Source organism: Algoriphagus algorifonticola (genome assembly GCF_007655305.1).
Classification (GTDB): Bacteria; Bacteroidota; Bacteroidia; order Cytophagales; family Cyclobacteriaceae; genus Algoriphagus; species Algoriphagus algorifonticola.
This window is the reverse complement of the sequence record NZ_VLOG01000029.1, coordinates 109,002-126,468: the sequence shown is the minus strand read 5'-3', so window position 1 is coordinate 126,468 and position 17,467 is coordinate 109,002. Positions and strand designations below refer to the sequence as shown.

Sequence of the window (17,467 nt, the reverse complement as noted above, 5' to 3'; positions counted from 1 at the left end):
GACTGCTTCACCCGATTCAAAGAATTGCAGATGATTGTAACTGTCAAAAAATCCAAGCATATCATGATAATAAAATAGCGTAACGGGTTCGCAGTGACGGCACTGCCTACTGCCACTGCCTACTTACTTTGCGGGAGATAAAAACTTTGTGCCGCCGCGCCGCTGCGAGCTTCAAGAAACCTGAAATCACTTTTTCCAAACAGCAACAAACCTAGTATCCCAAAAGCATTTAATTCTTTCAACTTTCTGTTTATCTTCCCCATTCTGTTTTTTACCAAAAACTTTACTTGTGAGTCAAATCCCTTCCTCTGAGGAAACCCAAGAAAAATTACCGAGAAACCTAGGACTTTGGGGTGTATGGATGCTGGTTGTTAATGGCCTGATTGGAGCTGGTATTTTTGGCCTTCCCAGCGGGGCAGCTGCTTTTGCAGGAGAATACAGCGTTTGGATTTATGCATTTTGTGCCCTTTTGATGCTTCCTATCATTCTCTGCTTTGCAGAGTTGGGGAGCTACTTTAGAGGAACGGGAGGACCTATCAAATATGGAACCCTAGCCTTCGGCAAGTTCGTGGGTTTTCAGGGAGGCTGGTTGTATTACCTAGCCCGATTAATCTCCTTTGCCGCAAATACAGTTTTATTAACAGACAGCATCGCCTACTTTTTTCCTATAGCGGGTGAAGGAAGCGGCAGGCTAATTTCCCTTGCTGTGACTTGCTTAGGGTTAAGTTTGATTAATGTGCTAGGTTCACTGGAGTCTATCCGAACCATGACCCTATTCACTGTGATCAAATTCGCAGTGCTGATAGGCTTGATCTTCGGAGGATTTACCATGCTGGGAACTGATGTGATTCCCAGATTCAACTCTCCCCTACCTGCAGGTTCCGATTTAGGAAAGGCCGCATTACTCTTAATCTATGCATTTGTGGGCTTTGAAGGGGCTGTAGTACCTGCAGGTGAAGCCAAAAGGCCAGAGCGTGATATGCCTTTGGGCTTACTTTTGGGATTGGGAATTGTGGCCATTTTATATATGCTGATTCAATTGGTTTCCCAAGCGGCAGTTCCTGATTTGGCGAGTTCCACCACTCCCCTTTTAGATGCTTCTTCCGCCCTATTTGGAGAAATTGGAGCCGTGATTTTGATGATAGGCGTGGCAACTTCCGTGATAGCCAACCTGATCAGTTCCATGTTTTCTGCAACCCGGGTAACTTATGCCTTATCGCTAGAGAACTCCCTTCCCGCTTGGTTTGGGCAGGTGCACCCCAAATACCTCACCCCTTCCAACTCCGTGATCTTCTTTGGTATTTCTGCCTTTGCTTTAGCGGCTATGGGTTCCTTTACCTTCTTAGCAGCCTTGACTGTATTAGCCAGACTTTTTCTATTTGGGATGAGTTGTGCGGCTGTGCCAGTCCTCAGACCAAGATTCAAAGGACCCGGTAGATTTATTTTAAAAGGAGGAAAGCTAATTCCTGTTTTAGGAATACTTGCCTGTATCTGGCTGATGTTCCAAGTCAGCTGGACCTCCGTATGGATGACCGCCATGTTTGTAGCAATCGGAACCGGATTGTATTGGGTTGGGAGAAAAGGGAAGTGAGGGAGGGTGGATTTACGAATTAGGAGGGGAATGCGAACCTCAAACATTCGGACAGACCATTTAAACGAGCCTGAACGCTGAACAACCACTCTTTCAATTGCACAATTACTCGATTACCCATCCCTGATAACTCAATAACCAATAACTCCCTTCCCACGATTACTCTTCCCAATTAATATCGAACGCCGAACATCGAATATCGAAGGAAATGCGGCTGACTTTTCTCCATTGCTATAACAATCCATTCAAGCGGGTAACAACTATGAACACTGAACTCTGAACAGAAATTGGCTCGCTCGCCTAATAACTCAATAACCAATAACTATCCCCCCTCCCAATTACTCATTCCTCAATTACACGATTACTCTCCTCACAATAATTCCATTAATCACTACCTTCGCCCCATGGCTCGACAAAATCTGGCAATACGAACAGTGATTTTTAGTATGCTTGGCAATGCTGCGCTGGCAGTAATCAAGTTTTTCTCAGGCTTCTTCGGGAATTCTTTTGCCCTGATCGCTGATGCTATTGAATCTGTCGTAGATGTTTTTGCAAGTATCCTAGTCCTGATCGGAATTCGATATGCCGCAAGACCAGCCGATGATAATCATCCCTATGGGCATGGAAAAGCAGAGCCTCTAATCACTTTTTTGGTGGTTGGTTTTCTGATTGTTTCTGCCGCAACCATCGCCTACCAAGCTGTACAAAATATCCTCACCCCCCACCCAAGCCCCAAATCCTGGACTTTATGGGTACTGGGAGCCATTATTCTTTGGAAGGAAATATCCTTTCAATTGGTGAATAACAGGAGCAAAAAACTCAAAAGCAGCTCCCTTAAAGCGGAAGCCTGGCATCATAGAAGTGATGCGATTACTTCCGTCGCAGCTTTTATAGGAATCTTGATTGCAATTTTTGGCGGTGAAGGATTTGAAGTTGCGGATGACTATGCCGCCCTGATTGCCGTAGCCTTTATATTGTACAACTGTTACCATATATTCCGGCCTGCATTAAGCGAAGTGATGGATGAGGATATCCATGAAGAATTAACTAAAGAAATCAGAAGAATTGCTTCCCAAGTGCAGGGAGTCAATGGGACCGAGAAGTGCTACATCCGAAAAGCCGGCATGAAATATCATGTGGACCTGCATGCTAATGTAGATGGAAATCTGACCGTAAGAGAAGGTCATGATATCGCCCATCAACTTCAGGATACTTTGAAAAGTGAATTACCCGAGTTAGGCCATGTTTTGATTCATATAGAGCCTTTCGAAATCTCCTGATGAATTTTTGATGTAGTTTATTCCTCTTGGTTTAGAGGCTATTCTATCCTATTTTCAAAATAAACTTCTAATTTTAAGCATATCCATTTTTCACCCGTGACCATTTTAAAAGGCTTAGAAAACGGCTTGAAGTACAATTAATACAAGCTTCGGTCTTCGGTCTTTAAGCCCACTTATCAAAGAGAATTTGGCTTCTGATGAATTTTAGGATGAGAAGTAATTAATGTTTACCCCAATTTTATTCTGAACCCAAGCTAGCCATGAAAAATATACCCTTCTTCCTTTTACTTGCTTTGATTTTTGCCTGCAACTCAGGCAGCAACTCAAGTTCCAGCTCTTCAGAAAGCCCATATGAAGAGAATATTGACAGTTTGCTATCCATCATGACTTTGGAAGAAAAAATAGGTCAGATGAATCAGTACAATGGTTTCTGGGAAATAACCGGACCTACTCCCCAGGAAGGGGCTGCGGCCATGAAATATGAAAATCTTCGAAAGGGTTTGGTAGGCTCCATGCTCAATGTGACTGGAGTGGAAGAAGTGAGAAAAGTACAAAAAATCGCAGTGGAAGAAAGTCGCTTGGGCATACCTCTGATTATAGGCTATGATATGATTCATGGGTTTCAGACCATGAGCCCCATTCCTTTGGCAGAAGCTGCAAGTTGGGATATGGAAGCCATCCGTAGATCCTCCGAAATTGGTGCCAGAGAGGCTGCCGCTGCTGGGATCAACTGGACTTTTGCTCCCATGGTAGATATTGGCAGGGATGCACGTTGGGGAAGAGTGATGGAAGGTGCCGGGGAAGATCCTTATTTGGGCGGACAGATTGCCATTGCCCGAGTGAAAGGCTATCAGGGAGAAAATCTTTCGGATCCTTTGACATTAGCTGCCTGCGTGAAGCATTTTGCAGGATATGGTTTTTCCGAAAGCGGTAGGGATTACAATTCGGTGGATGTAGGTACCTCCACTTTGTACAATATCATTTTACCTCCTTTCAAAGCTGCTTTGGATGCCGGGGCAAGAACATTTATGAATGCCTTCAATGATTTGAATGGAATTCCAGCCACTGGCAATGCTTTTTTACAAAGAGAAATACTCAAGGAAAAATGGGGATTTGATGGCTTTGTGGTTTCAGATTGGGGTTCTATCGCTGAGATGATTCCTCATGGATTTGCGATCGATAGTGCTGCTGCTGCCGCCTATGCTGTAACTGCTGGTTCGGATATGGACATGGAGTCTTATATCTATCTGAATGAATTAAAGAAGTTGGTAGAATCGGGAGAAGTTGATGAAAAGCTGATAGATGACGCTGTTCGGAGAATTCTGAGAATCAAATACGAATTGGGCTTATTTGCTGATCCCTACAAGTATTGCAATGATGAAAGAGAAAAAGAGATCATTGGAAGTGAAGAACATATTCAGGGAGTATTGGAAATGGCCAAAAAATCCATTGTTCTGCTAAAAAATGAAGAGCAGATTCTTCCATTGAAGAAAGAGGGAATGCGAATCGCCGTCATAGGTGACTTGGCAGATGATAAAGACAGTCCGATTGGGAACTGGAGAGCAGAGGCAGTTAGCAATTCTGCTGTTTCGGTTTTAGAAGGTTTGCAAAACTATCCCGGAAACAGCTATCAATATGCGAAAGGAGCTGATTTGATCCTTGGCCCTACGGCTTTTATCACAGAGGTAAAAATTAATACCGATGACAAGACTGGCTTTGCGGAAGCAAAAAGAGTGGCTGCCAATGCGGATGTAGTGCTTTTGGTTTTGGGAGAAAATGGTTTTCAATCAGGGGAAGCAAGAAGTCGGTCTGATATTGGTTTGCCGGAAGTGCAGCAAGAGCTGATGGAGGAAATCCAAAAGGTTAACCCAAAATCAGTGTTAGTCAATATGAGTGGTCGTCCGCTGGATTTGAGTTGGGCGGATGCAAATATCCCTGCTATCCTTCAGGTTTGGCATTTGGGAAGTCAAAGTGGCAATGCGATTGCGCAAGTGCTTTTTGGAGACTATAATCCTTCCGGTAAGCTACCTATGTCATTCCCAAGATCTGTGGGACAGGTGCCCATTTATTACAACCAAAAAAGCACAGGAAGACCAACTCCTCCGGGAGGTGATGTGGTTTTCTGGTCCCATTACTCTGACATCAGCAATGATCCGCTCTATCCCTTCGGACATGGTTTGAGCTATAGTAATTTTACCTATTCCGGCCTGAAAGTTTCTAATGAGGGAAGAAAAGTGACTGTTTCGGTAGATGTAAAAAATGAAAGTGAGCGACCTGGTGAAGAGGTGATTCAGCTTTATATTCATGATATCGTGGCATCGGTAACCAGACCCAACAAGGAACTGAAGGCTTTTGAAAAAACACTGATTGAAGCAGGACAGACTCGAACAATTACTTTTGAATTGGATGAAAGTCATTTGGGTTTTTATGACAATCAGGGGAATTATATTGTAGAGCCAGGAGCTTTTGACATTTATGTTGGTGGAAGTTCGAATACCAGTCTTGGGGCTCAGATTTCTATTCAGTAAATGGAGTTTTTAAGAAATACAGTGGAAATAAATAGAAATACTTCCTGCGGCGAAATACACCTAAGTAACCGTCACCCATCAAAAGCTCCAAAGGAGCGAAAAATAAAATAGCCAGGGGTTTTAACCCCTGGACCTTAATCAACCCTTTTTCCCAGCGCTGGCGAAGGAGTTTGGTTTGGAAATAATATCTCATTGCCAGCAAGATGGGTAGGTAATACAATAAAAATGAATAGAAATACGGCCTGCGGCGAAATATTGGAATAGAAGATATTAAACAAGATATGCCTTCGGCGAGATTGGAGACAATCTTTTCTTTGGAAATAGAAATTAAGTTTAGGAAGAGATATACTCTAGTGGCAGCTCAACTATAAGGAAAATGAGGCACCATTAGTCGACATTAAATATCGGCCGTCCCTATGGGACTCTTTCAATTTATTATTATCAACTTAAGATTTCCAGAGATTAAAATCTCTGGCTATAAAATCAATCGTCGCTTTGCGACTTTCGGTAAATCATTGGAGATTACTAGTTCCAAATAATCCCGTAGGGATCAAAGCTAGGTAGTGAAAAGTCAAAGCTTATCTCCACCATGCCTGAGGTATGGAAGAAATAAATCTCGGCAAATCCAGAAAAACAAGGAAGGGTTTGAAAGGGATTTTTAAAACAAAGTTGTTTTCATGAAAAAGTATTAATCCCTCATTTGGATTAGTGTCTATTTCCCCGTTTGGAAATGTAAATTCAGTTTAAGACTAATAACATACTCATTTAATAAAAATCCTCTTCATCGCTCCATTTCTTGGTTTTTTTCAAACCTTTTTGAAAGGGAGTGCTTTTAGTTTTAGGTTCACTTTATTGTGGATCTTTTTTTATTCCCAAAACCTAAAAATATTTTCAATATGAGGAAAATAAACCTTGCACTCGATTGGACCCCAAACATCAATCATATCGGCTTTTTTGTAGCCCAAAATCAAGGCTTTTTTAAGGAATATGATCTAGATGTGAATTTGATCAGTCCTTCTGAAGATGATTATGCGCTCACACCTGCTAAAAAAGTGGAATTAGGTAAAGCTGATCTGGCTCTTTGTCCCATGGAAAGCTTGATCAGCTATAGAACCAAGGAAAATAGCTTTCCACTATTGGGTATAGCAGCCATTTTTCAGGAAGATCTGAGTGCTATTGCCGTAAGAAAAGAAAGCCACATCAATTCCCCCAAGGATATGGATGGAAAATCTTACGCTTCATATGAGGCAAAGTACGAAGATGCCATCGTCAAAGAAATGATTAGGAATGATGGAGGAAAAGGAGATTTGAAAATCAGCTATCCTGAAAAGTTAGGCATTTGGGATAGACTGATTGAGGGGAATGCAGACTCAACCTGGATTTTTATAAATTGGGAAGGTGTGGTTGCCGAAAAAATGAATTATGAGTTCAATTATTTCAAAATGAGTGATTACGGCATCCCCTACTCTTATTCTCCTGTCATTGCTGGAAGCAGGGAGAAAATCGACTTGAAACCTGAGCTCTATGCTAAATTTCTTCAAGCCAGCAAAAAGGGGTTTCTCTGGTCCAAAGAAAATCCGCAGGAAGCCATTGCCATTCTAAAAAATCACTTGGCTGAAAATGATGCCGATATAGATCTATTGAAATGCCTCAAGTATTCAGCTCCTCATTTGGGCAATGAGGATTCTTGGGGAAAAATGGATTTGGATTCTGTGCAAACCTTTTTGGATTGGTTAAGAAGCAAAGGATTGGAAAAACAGGCATTTAAAAGCTCTGACTTGATTAGGGTTGACTTAGTTTAGTGTCCGGTGTCAGATGACCGATGTCCGGTGTTTGCAGGAATTAAAATTCAATGCTTCTTATATGTCTCAGGCGAGGTTGAAGTATTTTTTGAAACGCAACCTTTGAAGGAGACAAGAAGCAAATCCCCCTTTGGAAATGTAAACTCAATTAGGGACAGGACATTTATTTGAAATCCCTCATATGTTCAATTGTAAAAAATGCTCACAGACGATATTCTCTTGAATTCAACTTCAATACTTCTTTTAACCCGAAATATGCATTAGACTTCTTATTACGAGTCCAAACCGCTTCAAAATCAATCGCTTTGCTGCATTTAGCTCAATCACCGTAGCGTTGCTATGCTTCATTCGCCAAATGCTTGATTTTATTGCGGTTTGATCTCTCACTACAGATTCTAATGCATAATCCGGGTTTAATCAATAGGCAAGGTCTTCGGTCATCCTTTCTTCTTCGATCTTCTGTCTCCCACCTTCGGTCTCCCATCTTCCATCTTAGACCTACCTTTTAAACCATTCCATTTTTGATTCCTTGATTCTTCTCCTATTTTCGGAATCAATTCACCTATGGAAAATCACCTCAAAAGACAGCTGGGTTTGTTGGGCTTGGCAGCTACCGGAATTTGCTCCATGATTGGAGCATCTATCTATGTAGTACCCTTTATGATTCAAAGGAATGTACCGGGAATCGGGCCTTACGTCATCCCCGCATTCTTATTTGCGGCCATTCCAGCACTTTTAGCTGCTTTTGCCTATGCCATACTCAGTACGGCCATGCCTAGAGCAGGAGGATCTTACTTGTATGCCAGCAGATCTTTACACCCCTATCTGGGATTTATCGCCAGTTTTTCCCAGTGGTTTGGGCTATCTATCGTAATCGGGGTCATTGCTTATGTAGTCATCCCCTTTTTTCGGGATGTGGCTTTGGCTTTGGCTTGGACTTCAGTTGCAGGTTTTCTGGAAATTGGACTTGTAAGAGTCGGTTTAGCTCTTTTTCTGATTTGGTTTTTCACCTTGATCAATATCCGAGGACTTAAGTTTTATGAGCGAACCCTCATTCCATTGATGCTTTTAATGTTTGCCTTGGGTGCTGTGGTTATTTTCTCAGGATTGAGTTTTGAGCATCAGGATTTTCTGCAAGCACTTTCAGAAAAAGAAAATAGAAGCATTTCCCTAATCGATGCGGAATTCAGTTGGGGTACATTTTTAACTGCGGCCGCTCTTTTATTTTCGAGCTTCATCGGCTTTGATTCCATAGCCCAGGCCGGAGGGGAGGCAAAAAACCCTGCCAAAAATCTTCCTAAAGCCATTGCATTGGCCATATTGGGCGTAGGTATTTTCTACCTTGCATTTACCTATGCAGTCTACCATACAGTGCCTTGGCAGTTTGTAGCCCAGGAAGCGATGCAAAAAGATATTTCTGCAGCAGGTGTTCTGAGTTATGTTCTCCATCCAACTTTAGGAATCTTGATTCTCGCCGGGGCTGCCATAGCCTTATTGAATGATTTACCGGCTATGATTTTATCCGTATCCAGACTAGTTTTTTCCTGGGCAGAAGACGGGATATTTCCAGCCAGGCTTTCACTGATACATCCTCGGCTCCAAACGCCTTATGCTGCCTTAATTCTCAGCGGAATTATGGCAAGTATTGGAGTATTGGGAAGTCATTTTGCAGGGGATTTCTTTTTGGGAATAGACATTATGGTAACTTCCATGCTGATCAATTTCTTACTGATGAGCTGTTCCCTGTTTTTCTTGCCCTTTCGAAATCCAACTTTGGCTAGAGAAATCAAAACCATCAAAAACCGAAAGGTTCAAAGAATATTGGCCATTTTAGGCATGCTGTTTTTGGCAACATTCCTCATTATCCATATTTCAAAAGATCTAAATGCTCAGGTAAGTGATTGGTACTTCCATAGTACTTGGGTCTACCTTTTGGTTTTGCTAATCGCATCCCTGTTATTCGCCTATCAATGGACTCAACTGAAAAAGTCAGGAGTAGATGTAGCAAAACGATTCTCAGAATTACCTGATTAAGTCCTTTAAAAATTATGAGCAAAGAAAATAACACTATAGAACTGGCTCCCGGGTTGAATATATGTCCTGTTTTGACTGGATTATGGCAAATCGCAGATCTGGAAAGAGATGGAAACAAGGTGAATCCCCATGAAGCTGCAAAAGCTATGAAATCCTATGCAGAAGCTGGTTTTACCACTTTTGATATGGCGGATCATTATGGTTCGGCCGAGGAAATCACTGGCACCTACCTTCAAAGCTACGGAAAAGAAAACGCTCAGTTCTTTACCAAATGGGTTCCATCTCCCGGAAACATTACCAAGGATCAGGTAAGAGAAGCAGTGGAAAGAGCCTTGACAAGAATGCATTCTGAGCAAATCGATCTGATGCAATTTCATGCTTGGCAATATTCACATCCTTCTTGGGTGGATTGTCTTTTTTGGTTGCAGGAACTGAAAGAAGAAGGACTGATCAAGCATTTGGGCTTAACCAATTTCGACACCGCACATCTAAATATTGTGGTTAATTCAGGCATCAAGGTGGTATCAAATCAGGTTTGTTATTCTCTTTTGGATCAAAGAGCTGCAGGGAGGATGACCGAACTTTGCTTGAAGCATGACATCAAATTATTGGCATTTGGAACCGTTGGAGGTGGATTTCTTTCAGAAAAATGGCTGGGAAAAGAAGAGCCTTTATTGAATGAAGAGCTGACTTGGTCTCAGATGAAGTACAAGCGATTTGTGGATCAGATCGGTGGCTGGAATAAACTCCAGGATTTACTTCAGGTCTTAGACCAAGTTGCAAAGAAACAGGAGGTAGGCCTTGCTAATGTGGCCAGCAGATATATGATGGATCAGACGGCCGTAGGAGGAGTCATCATCGGAGCCAGACTTGGAAAAAGTGCTCACATTGAGGACAATCAAAAGCTTTTTAAACTACAAATCGAAGATCAGGACAAAGAAAAAATTAAGGAGGTCTTGAATACCTTTGATCCAATCCCTGGAGATTGTGGGGACGAGTATAGAAAACCTCCTTTTTTGACTGCTTCGGGAGACTTAAGCCATCATGTAGAGTCTTTTCCTGCCGCCTATCCAACTGTGAAAGGAAAAGATGGAAGAACCAAAGCGCTCAGCGGAACGATTTGGGAAGATATTGCAGGCTTTAGCAGAGCTGTGAGAAAAGGAAATCGGATCTCCGTTTCAGGTACCACAGCTACTCATGGTTCATTTGCCATGGGCGGATCAGATCCTGCTGCCCAAACACATTTTATCATTGACAAATTGGAAGGGGCTATTCAGGCTTTGGGAGGAAAATTGGAAGATGTGATCAGAACCAGAATCTTTATCAGAAATATTGATGATTGGGAAGCTGTGGCCAGAGCTCATGGAGAACGCTTTGCAGAGATCCAACCTGCCAATACCATGGTTAGAGCGGAATTGATTGGAGATGAATATTTGGTTGAAATTGAGGCAGAAGCTGTCGTAGAATAAATAGCTCCTACTTCTGAGGGCATGGAATTTATTAACTTGATGAAAACTTATTCCTTATGAAAAAATGCCTGCTGATTTTCGCTTTTCTATATTGCTGTAATGCACCATTATTCGCTCAATCCAGCTCTGAATTGGAGGGGAAAATGAATGAGCTGACGCAGGCACTTCTCTCAGAAAACGTGGAAAAGCTCCGAGCTCTCACCTCTACACAACTGAGCTATGGACATAGCGGTGGGGTAATTGAGAGTCAAAAGGCATTTCTGAAAATATTCGAAGAGAAAATCAACGATTATGAAACTTGGGACATCAGTGAACAGGAAATCAGCTATGCCTCAGAAGATTTGGGCATTGTAAGACACTTGGTCAATGGATCCATCTGGGTTGATGGGGAACTTAGGAAACTCAATTTAGGAGTGATGCTGGTTTGGGTAAAGGAAGAAGGGGAATGGAAACTTTTGGCTCGTCAAGCATATAGAAGACCTTAAAATGAGAACAATCATTACTCAAACCTATCAATCTCCTGTGGGAGAGCTTCTCTTGGGAGTTTTCGAGGATCAACTTTGCCTTTGCGACTGGAAGTACAGAAAAATGCGACAGACTATAGATCAGCGAATTCAAAGCGGATTAAATGCAGCATATCAGGAAGGGAGTCATCCTGTTTTGGAAAAAGCCGTAGTCCAGTTAAATGAGTACTTCAATTCCGAGAGAAAAACTTTCGAATTGCCCTTGCATTTTGTCGGGTCTGATTTTCAAAAATCGGTTTGGAATGCCTTGGCTCACATTCCTTTTGGAGAAACCAAAAGCTATTTAGCCTTATCACAACAACTCCAAAACCCGGATGCCATTCGGGCTGTTGCATCAGCCAATGGAGCTAATGCAATATCCATCATTGTCCCTTGTCATAGAATTATAGGTTCGGATGGAAATTTAGTGGGTTATGCAGGAGGATTGGAAGCCAAGAAGAAACTTCTCAGACTGGAAGGCATTCAGCAATTTTCCAAGCCTGGACAGATTCAGCTGTTTAATTAATATACTACAATATCCCCGCCACCATAAAACCTAAATAGGTTCCTAGGGCATTACCCAAGCTTCCAACCAAAACACCGGGAATCAATAAATCCGGCCTGTCCAAACTTTCCGCAGCTGCAATGGCGGTAGTATTCCCTCCCACATTAGCTTGAGAGGCCACAGCTATTACATCCCAATCCATTTTGAATAAGGCTCCCAAACCGAAAATCACGACACCATGAATCAGCACCAGTAAGCCTACAAACAAGATTAAAGTACCAGCCAAAGACCCTACTCCAGAAATTGCGCCAACATCACAGAGGGTTCCGATGACTGCCAGAAATACCAGAATAAAGAAAAATCCCAAAGTATGCTTCCCGTGCAACTGCTGCACTGAGGGAAACTGTGCGAGAATCAGGGCAATGGTCGTTAAAGTGATGATTTCAGGAATTTGAGGAATATAATATTCCAAAACTCTGCTGATAGCCATGGCTAAAAAGCCTAAGGCTAAAATGGAGGCCAAGGAGGAAAGAGAAATGTACTCTACAGTTGGAATTTGTTGAGACTGCTTGGCGGATTGCAGCTTTTTTCGAGGGAAAAGTTTTTGCAAATACCTAGGCAAAATCAAAGTAGCAATGATCCAAGGTGTTCCGATTAAGTTATCCACTACAGTAGTTGCAGCATACAAAGTCCCATTTTCATTGACCCCGTAGCTTAAGGCCACCGCATTGAAATTGATACTTCCCCCGATGTAAGTTCCTGTAAATATGCCCGCCACAGCAGAAGCCATATCTCCTATTTCGGATTGAGGCTGAACCACGAACCAAGCTACAAATACACCGATGACTGTTCCTAGTGTACCCAATCCAAACATCAATAAAAGAGGCAGTCCGGCTTTCTTAATACTTTTCAAATCAACTTCCAAAAGGGCAATAAAAATCCCTAAAGGTGCCAAATAATTGAAAACCCCATTATAAACCACATGACCGCCCATGGCACTGGGAATGATTCCCACATTGGATAAAATGGCACAGATTAAAATCACCAAAATGGGGGTTCCTACGGTTTTTCCCCATGAAAATCGGGTTAACCAAATCGCAAAAAAAACTGCAACACATAACGCTCCGGAAACAAACAGCGGGTTTTGGTTAAAAGGCATTTTTGAAAATAGGAAATTGAATTGGAATTTTCAGAACCCTTTGCAAATTCGGTGTTAGATTATCTGGTTATTCGATATAATTCCATTCGCCATTTTTGCTTTGATGATCTGGCTGGAAGACAGATGACCGAAGACCGAAGCTTCCGGAATCTGATCCTTTTGGCTGATAGTAAGCCGATTTTCAACTAATTGGCAAAACCAGATTTTAATATGAAATTATAAAGAGCGGTGCATGTTGATCTTGCTTAGGTTTACTTTAAAAAAAGTCTTTAATCAATTTGCAAACAGTATAAACCTCCTCTTTTTTCATCCAGGGGTTCAAAGGCAAGGAAAGACATTCCTTACTTAATTTTCTTGCATTCATATAATTACCCTGTTGTTCGTAAGGAACCATATCAGGCAAAATGGTAGGATAATGAATAGCTGTTCCTACCCCATGCTCTTCCAAGTATTGCTTCAAAGAATCTCTTCTTGGAGACTTGACCACAAATAAATGCATATTCGAACTTGGATCTTGGAAATTAAAAGGCAGTTCAAGATCTGGTAAACCTGATAGTTCTTCGCAGTAAATTCCCGCAAATTCCTTTCTTAACTGCTGATGCTTGAAAAAATCCTCCAGAAAAATTCTCAAAAAGGCAGCCTGCAAAGTATCCACCCGACTGTTTCTTCCCACCAAATTATGCTGATCTCTTTCTGGTTGCCCGTGATTGCTGATCAACCTTATCCGCTCCGCCAAGCCAGCATCCTGACATAAGCACATGCCTGCCTCACCTAAAGCACCCAGATTCTTTGTCGGATAAAAACTCAGGCATCCTACATCCCCCCAAGTTCCGGCAAAGCTCCCATCGTAAAAAGATCCAAATGCTTGGGCTGCATCTTCAACAACTTTCAAATGATGGTGTTTGGCTTTGACCATCAAATTATTCATCTCCAGCATCTGCCCATATAAATGAACCGGGATCACAGCCTTGGTTTTTGGGGTGACGGCCTTGGTCCAGTCCTTAGCCAAAAGTCCATTTTCATCCGTATCCCAAAAGATAGGTTTAGCCCCTACCATAATCACGGCTTCCGCTGTACTTACCCAAGTCATAGCAGGAAGGATCACCTCATCCCCCGAACCTATATTCAATGCCCTGATTGCCAATTCCAAAGCGTCGGTTCCATTGGCGCAACTTATTGCATGAGAGGTATTTAAAAAGTCTTTGACTTCAGATTCAAAACTCTCCACCTCCTGACCGAAAGAATAAACTCCTCTTTTCAAAAGCTCAGCAAACTTCTCTTGCAGCTTCAGTTGAATTTCATTCGGAATCTTACTTAAATCAAGAAAGGGTATTTTCATCTGTTATAATTTGTTTTTCAGTGGTCAGATGGAATCCCTGCCTGCGGCAGGCAGGTCGCACCACTTCCCCGATACATCGGGGCATGCCTGTGTGTGAGGTTTTCCCTCATGCTCGATTTCATCTGTTTATATTTTGATTTTTAGAGGTCAGATGGAATGCCCAGGATAATCATCCCCCTCCCGAAACAAGTTCGGGACAAGTTGTGTGAGATTTTTCCTCATGGGCATTTCATCTAAAATCTCTGCTAATTGCGCGGAAAGATATTTTCTGGAATATTGATTGGGCATGCCTTCGGATTCATACTGCATGTTTTCATCCATCAGTTTCCGCAAGGCTATTTGTATCTGAACATGATTCTCATGGGAAACTACCTGAGCCATTCCGGTATTTTGAAGTATTGCTGCCGAATCTCCTTTTGAATCACCCAAAGCCAAAACTGGTACTCCGATCGCTAAATATTCAAATAATTTTCCGGGAATATTACCTTTGGCATTTTTGGTATCGGTTAAAATCAAAACCAAAGCGTCCGCTTCGGCATAAAATTCAAATACCTTTTGATGGGAAACATAACCTGCAAAATCCACAATGGATTTTAGCCAAGTGTCTGCCTCCACAAATTTTTTCACTTGCTCGCTTACCCTCCCAACAAAGGTAAATTTCACCTTGTCCTCTGTGGTGGAAAATTCCTCTTTCAAAGCTTTAAATAAAGGAAGTGGATTTCTGATCGCATCGATAATTCCCGTATAGACCAAATGAAGTTCCCCATCTTTCTTCTGCTTTGGCTGAAATCCTTTCGGTAAATCGCCAGGATCAAATCCATTGGTGAGTAGGCGGACCTTCCTCCTGGAAAGTCGCTCTAGGTCCTTCTGAAAAGTAGGCGAAATGGTCAATATCTCATCTGCTTCTTTCAGTACAGACTTTTCCAGCCTTTGATGCTTTTTACGAATGTTTGGGCTCATCGGCATGGTATCCAAAAACTCCCATTCCGACCAAGGATCTCTGAAATCAGCAATCCATTTAACTCCGGTCTTGCGTTTCAATTCTCTCCCAATCAAATGCATGGAGTGCGGAGGTCCTGTCGTAATGATTGCCTCAAATTGTCCACCTTTGACTAATTCTGAGAGAAATCTCACTGAAGGCTTTACCCAAAAAACTCTAGGATCAGGTACAAGAAAATTGGCCCTTAACCAGATTGCTGCCTTTTCCAGCATTCCCTTTTTCTTCTGCTCCATGATTCTGGCTGGATGCGTTTTCCCCTTTCCCCGGAGTTTATCCAGTAAGGAATAAGGTTCCCAAATCGGAAACTTCATCACTTCCAGTGATTCTGGAATTTCCCTCAAAAGAGATTGATCTTTCAGATCAAAATCGGGATTTTCGGGAGTAAAAATGACAGGTTCCCATCCTGAATCCGGAAGGTACTTGGCAAATTTCAACCAACGCTGAACTCCAGAACCGGCACTGGGTGGCCAGTAATAGGTGATAATTAAAACTCGTTTGGAAAGTTTTTGATCCATAGGAATCCGAATTTGGAAAAATTATAGGACAAAAAGAAAGGGGAAGAAATCCTCCCCCTTTCAAAATTATAATATGTACTTGATGATGATTATTCTCCTTGTGCCAAAGAATAACCTCTCGCACCGTCGAATGTATAAAGGTGCTCGGTTTTGATAAAGTCAAAGCCTAATCCTTGGATTTGCTTTAGCAATTCCAACACTGTGTCATGGGAAATCACTCTTTGATCAGCAGTTTTAAATCTACATCTCCAGTGATCAGTACAGAAGGTTTCTTTCATTCCCTCAGGGAATACCTTCACCCCTCTATTGGTGATCAATTGCAACTGAAGACCGTCAGCATTCGCTTTTCTCAATCTTTCTCCAATTACATTAGGGTCTCTGTTGTCCTCATCCCAATCGATGAATACGTCCACCCCGATTAATTCTTTCTTTGACTTAGTTTTTGGACTCAATTTGATGTTCATTGGCTCAGTCGCTTCTTTGTCGAAAGAAGCTTCAGCCATCTTCTGAGGCTTTTGACCCAATCTTTCGATTACCGCCTGAGCAAATTCCTGAGTACTTGCTTTCTTGCTGGACAAACCTTCCTGATAAATATCTCCGGTGTGGATACCATCTTCCAAAGTTCTCATCCAAGCGTTAGAAATCTTCTCAGCAATTTCAGGTTGGCCGATGTGCACCAACATCATGATAGCACCATTCAACAAACCTGAAGGGTTGGCAATGCCCATTCCTGCGATATCAGGAGCAGAACCGTGGATCGCTTCAAACATGGCTACTTCCGCACCAACGTTTGCAGAACCGCCTAGCCCTACAGAACCTGTAACCTGAGCTGCTACGTCGGAAATAATATCTCCGTACAAGTTCAAAGTCACGATCACATCAAAAATTTCCGGTCTTTCAGCAATTAAAGCTGTTCCGATATCGATGATTTTATGTTCCGTCTGGATCTCAGGGTATTCTTTTGCTACCTCATCAAATTTCTTGTGGAAAAGACCATCGGCCAATTTCATGATATTGTCCTTGGTCATACAAGTCACTTTCTTTCTGCCATACTTTTTAGCGTATTCAAAAGCGTAACGGATGATTTTCTCGGAACCAGGCTCGGATACCAATTTCAAAGTTTGGTATACCTCCTGAGTCTGTCTATGCTCGATTCCCGCGTACAAATCTTCCTCATTCTCACGAATGATAACCAAGTCTGTTTTTGGGAAGTGGGTTTTAATAAATGGAGAATATGCCTTACAAGGTCTTACGTTAGCATATAGCCCGAATGACTTTCTGGTAGTCACATTCAGGGACTTAAATCCACCACCTTGAGGAGTGGTGATTGGTGACTTCAAAAATACTTTGGTCTCACGAAGTGAATCAAATGATTTAGGTTCCATACCAGAGGAAATTCCCTTTAAGTATACTTGTTCACCGATTTCAATCACATCATATTCCAGTTGCGCACCTGCTGCATCCAGGATATTCAGTGTTGCTTTCATGATTTCTGGCCCAATACCATCACCATAGGCTACGGTGATTTTCTTTTTTGAAGACATATATATTGTGGATTTAGTTTTTATTTTACCAGTGCAAAAGTAAATAAAAAATGGCGGATGGGCCTTTGAAAATGACTAAATTAGATTGATGATATCCATAAAATCAATTTGGAATCAGATCTTGAGCTAGGAAATTTCCCAAAGGGAATTTGGGATTGAGTACCCTGCTCGTATATTTGTTTGCTACTCAAAAAATAA

At 42.0% G+C, this 17,467-nt stretch carries 12 protein-coding genes; 8 read left to right on the top strand and 4 right to left on the bottom strand.

From position 1 onward, the window contains the following. The first annotated feature begins 289 nt into the window (after nucleotides 1-289). The 8 genes from FL972_RS06620 (at nucleotide 290) to FL972_RS06585 (ending at nucleotide 11,733) form a co-directional block, all read left to right on the top strand. The gene (locus FL972_RS06620) at nucleotides 290-1,591 is read left to right on the top strand and encodes an APC family permease (RefSeq protein ID WP_250161301.1); all 1,302 of its coding nucleotides are present in this window, start codon (nucleotides 290-292) and stop codon (nucleotides 1,589-1,591) included. A gap of 404 nt (nucleotides 1,592-1,995) precedes the next feature. Beyond that, complete coding sequence (locus tag FL972_RS06615; protein ID WP_144604260.1) at nucleotides 1,996-2,871, top strand: cation diffusion facilitator family transporter; 876 nt, start codon at nucleotides 1,996-1,998, stop codon at nucleotides 2,869-2,871. Between the two features lie 260 nt (nucleotides 2,872-3,131). Then, complete coding sequence (gene bglX / locus FL972_RS06610) at nucleotides 3,132-5,399, top strand: beta-glucosidase BglX (RefSeq protein ID WP_144604259.1); 2,268 nt, start codon at nucleotides 3,132-3,134, stop codon at nucleotides 5,397-5,399. 896 nt (nucleotides 5,400-6,295) lie between these two features. After that, nucleotides 6,296-7,201 carry an ABC transporter substrate-binding protein gene (locus FL972_RS06605; protein ID WP_144604258.1) on the top strand — a complete coding sequence of 302 codons (906 nt, stop codon included), beginning with the start codon at nucleotides 6,296-6,298 and terminating at the stop codon, nucleotides 7,199-7,201. Between the two features lie 564 nt (nucleotides 7,202-7,765). Then, nucleotides 7,766-9,235 carry an APC family permease gene (locus FL972_RS06600; protein WP_144604257.1) on the top strand — a complete coding sequence of 490 codons (1,470 nt, stop codon included), beginning with the start codon at nucleotides 7,766-7,768 and terminating at the stop codon, nucleotides 9,233-9,235. 14 nt (nucleotides 9,236-9,249) lie between these two features. Beyond that, nucleotides 9,250-10,704 (top strand): aldo/keto reductase, encoded by a 1,455-nt coding sequence (locus tag FL972_RS06595; RefSeq protein ID WP_144604256.1) that lies wholly within the window; start codon nucleotides 9,250-9,252, stop codon nucleotides 10,702-10,704. 56 nt (nucleotides 10,705-10,760) lie between these two features. Next, the gene (locus tag FL972_RS06590; protein WP_144604255.1) at nucleotides 10,761-11,189 is read left to right on the top strand and encodes a nuclear transport factor 2 family protein; all 429 of its coding nucleotides are present in this window, start codon (nucleotides 10,761-10,763) and stop codon (nucleotides 11,187-11,189) included. A gap of 1 nt (nucleotide 11,190) precedes the next feature. Further along, nucleotides 11,191-11,733 (top strand): methylated-DNA--[protein]-cysteine S-methyltransferase, encoded by a 543-nt coding sequence (locus FL972_RS06585; RefSeq protein WP_144604254.1) that lies wholly within the window; start codon nucleotides 11,191-11,193, stop codon nucleotides 11,731-11,733. A 4-nt stretch (nucleotides 11,734-11,737) separates the two neighbouring features. Here FL972_RS06585 and FL972_RS06580 read toward each other — a convergent pair whose 3' ends face one another. From FL972_RS06580 to FL972_RS06565, 4 genes are all read right to left on the bottom strand, one after another. Beyond that, nucleotides 11,738-12,871: a DUF819 family protein gene (locus tag FL972_RS06580; RefSeq protein ID WP_144604253.1), complete on the bottom strand. Its 1,134-nt coding sequence runs from the start codon at nucleotides 12,869-12,871 to the stop codon at nucleotides 11,738-11,740. 256 nt (nucleotides 12,872-13,127) lie between these two features. Then, nucleotides 13,128-14,210: a DegT/DnrJ/EryC1/StrS family aminotransferase gene (locus FL972_RS06575; protein WP_144604252.1), complete on the bottom strand. Its 1,083-nt coding sequence runs from the start codon at nucleotides 14,208-14,210 to the stop codon at nucleotides 13,128-13,130. A 147-nt stretch (nucleotides 14,211-14,357) separates the two neighbouring features. Beyond that, nucleotides 14,358-15,725, bottom strand: a complete 1,368-nt coding sequence (locus FL972_RS06570; protein ID WP_144604251.1) for a glycosyltransferase family 4 protein — start codon at nucleotides 15,723-15,725, stop codon at nucleotides 14,358-14,360. Nucleotides 15,726-15,814: 89 nt separating this feature from the next. Further along, the gene (locus FL972_RS06565) at nucleotides 15,815-17,269 is read right to left on the bottom strand and encodes an NADP-dependent isocitrate dehydrogenase (RefSeq protein ID WP_091649593.1); all 1,455 of its coding nucleotides are present in this window, start codon (nucleotides 17,267-17,269) and stop codon (nucleotides 15,815-15,817) included. Between the last annotated feature and the right edge of the window lie 198 nt (nucleotides 17,270-17,467).

Excerpts from the sequence above, each read along its gene's own strand:
- FL972_RS06615 (WP_144604260.1), top strand. The coding sequence starts at position 1,996 with ATGGCTCGACAAAATCTGGCAATACGAACAGTGATTTTTAGTATGCTT.
- bglX (WP_144604259.1), top strand. The coding sequence starts at position 3,132 with ATGAAAAATATACCCTTCTTCCTTTTACTTGCTTTGATTTTTGCCTGC.
- FL972_RS06605 (WP_144604258.1), top strand. The coding sequence starts at position 6,296 with ATGAGGAAAATAAACCTTGCACTCGATTGGACCCCAAACATCAATCAT.
- FL972_RS06600 (WP_144604257.1), top strand. The coding sequence starts at position 7,766 with ATGGAAAATCACCTCAAAAGACAGCTGGGTTTGTTGGGCTTGGCAGCT.
- FL972_RS06595 (WP_144604256.1), top strand. The coding sequence starts at position 9,250 with ATGAGCAAAGAAAATAACACTATAGAACTGGCTCCCGGGTTGAATATA.
- FL972_RS06590 (WP_144604255.1), top strand. The coding sequence starts at position 10,761 with ATGAAAAAATGCCTGCTGATTTTCGCTTTTCTATATTGCTGTAATGCA.
- FL972_RS06585 (WP_144604254.1), top strand. The coding sequence starts at position 11,191 with ATGAGAACAATCATTACTCAAACCTATCAATCTCCTGTGGGAGAGCTT.
- FL972_RS06580 (WP_144604253.1), bottom strand. The coding sequence starts at position 12,871 with ATGCCTTTTAACCAAAACCCGCTGTTTGTTTCCGGAGCGTTATGTGTT.
- FL972_RS06575 (WP_144604252.1), bottom strand. The coding sequence starts at position 14,210 with ATGAAAATACCCTTTCTTGATTTAAGTAAGATTCCGAATGAAATTCAA.
- FL972_RS06570 (WP_144604251.1), bottom strand. The coding sequence starts at position 15,725 with ATGGATCAAAAACTTTCCAAACGAGTTTTAATTATCACCTATTACTGG.
- FL972_RS06565 (WP_091649593.1), bottom strand. The coding sequence starts at position 17,269 with ATGTCTTCAAAAAAGAAAATCACCGTAGCCTATGGTGATGGTATTGGG.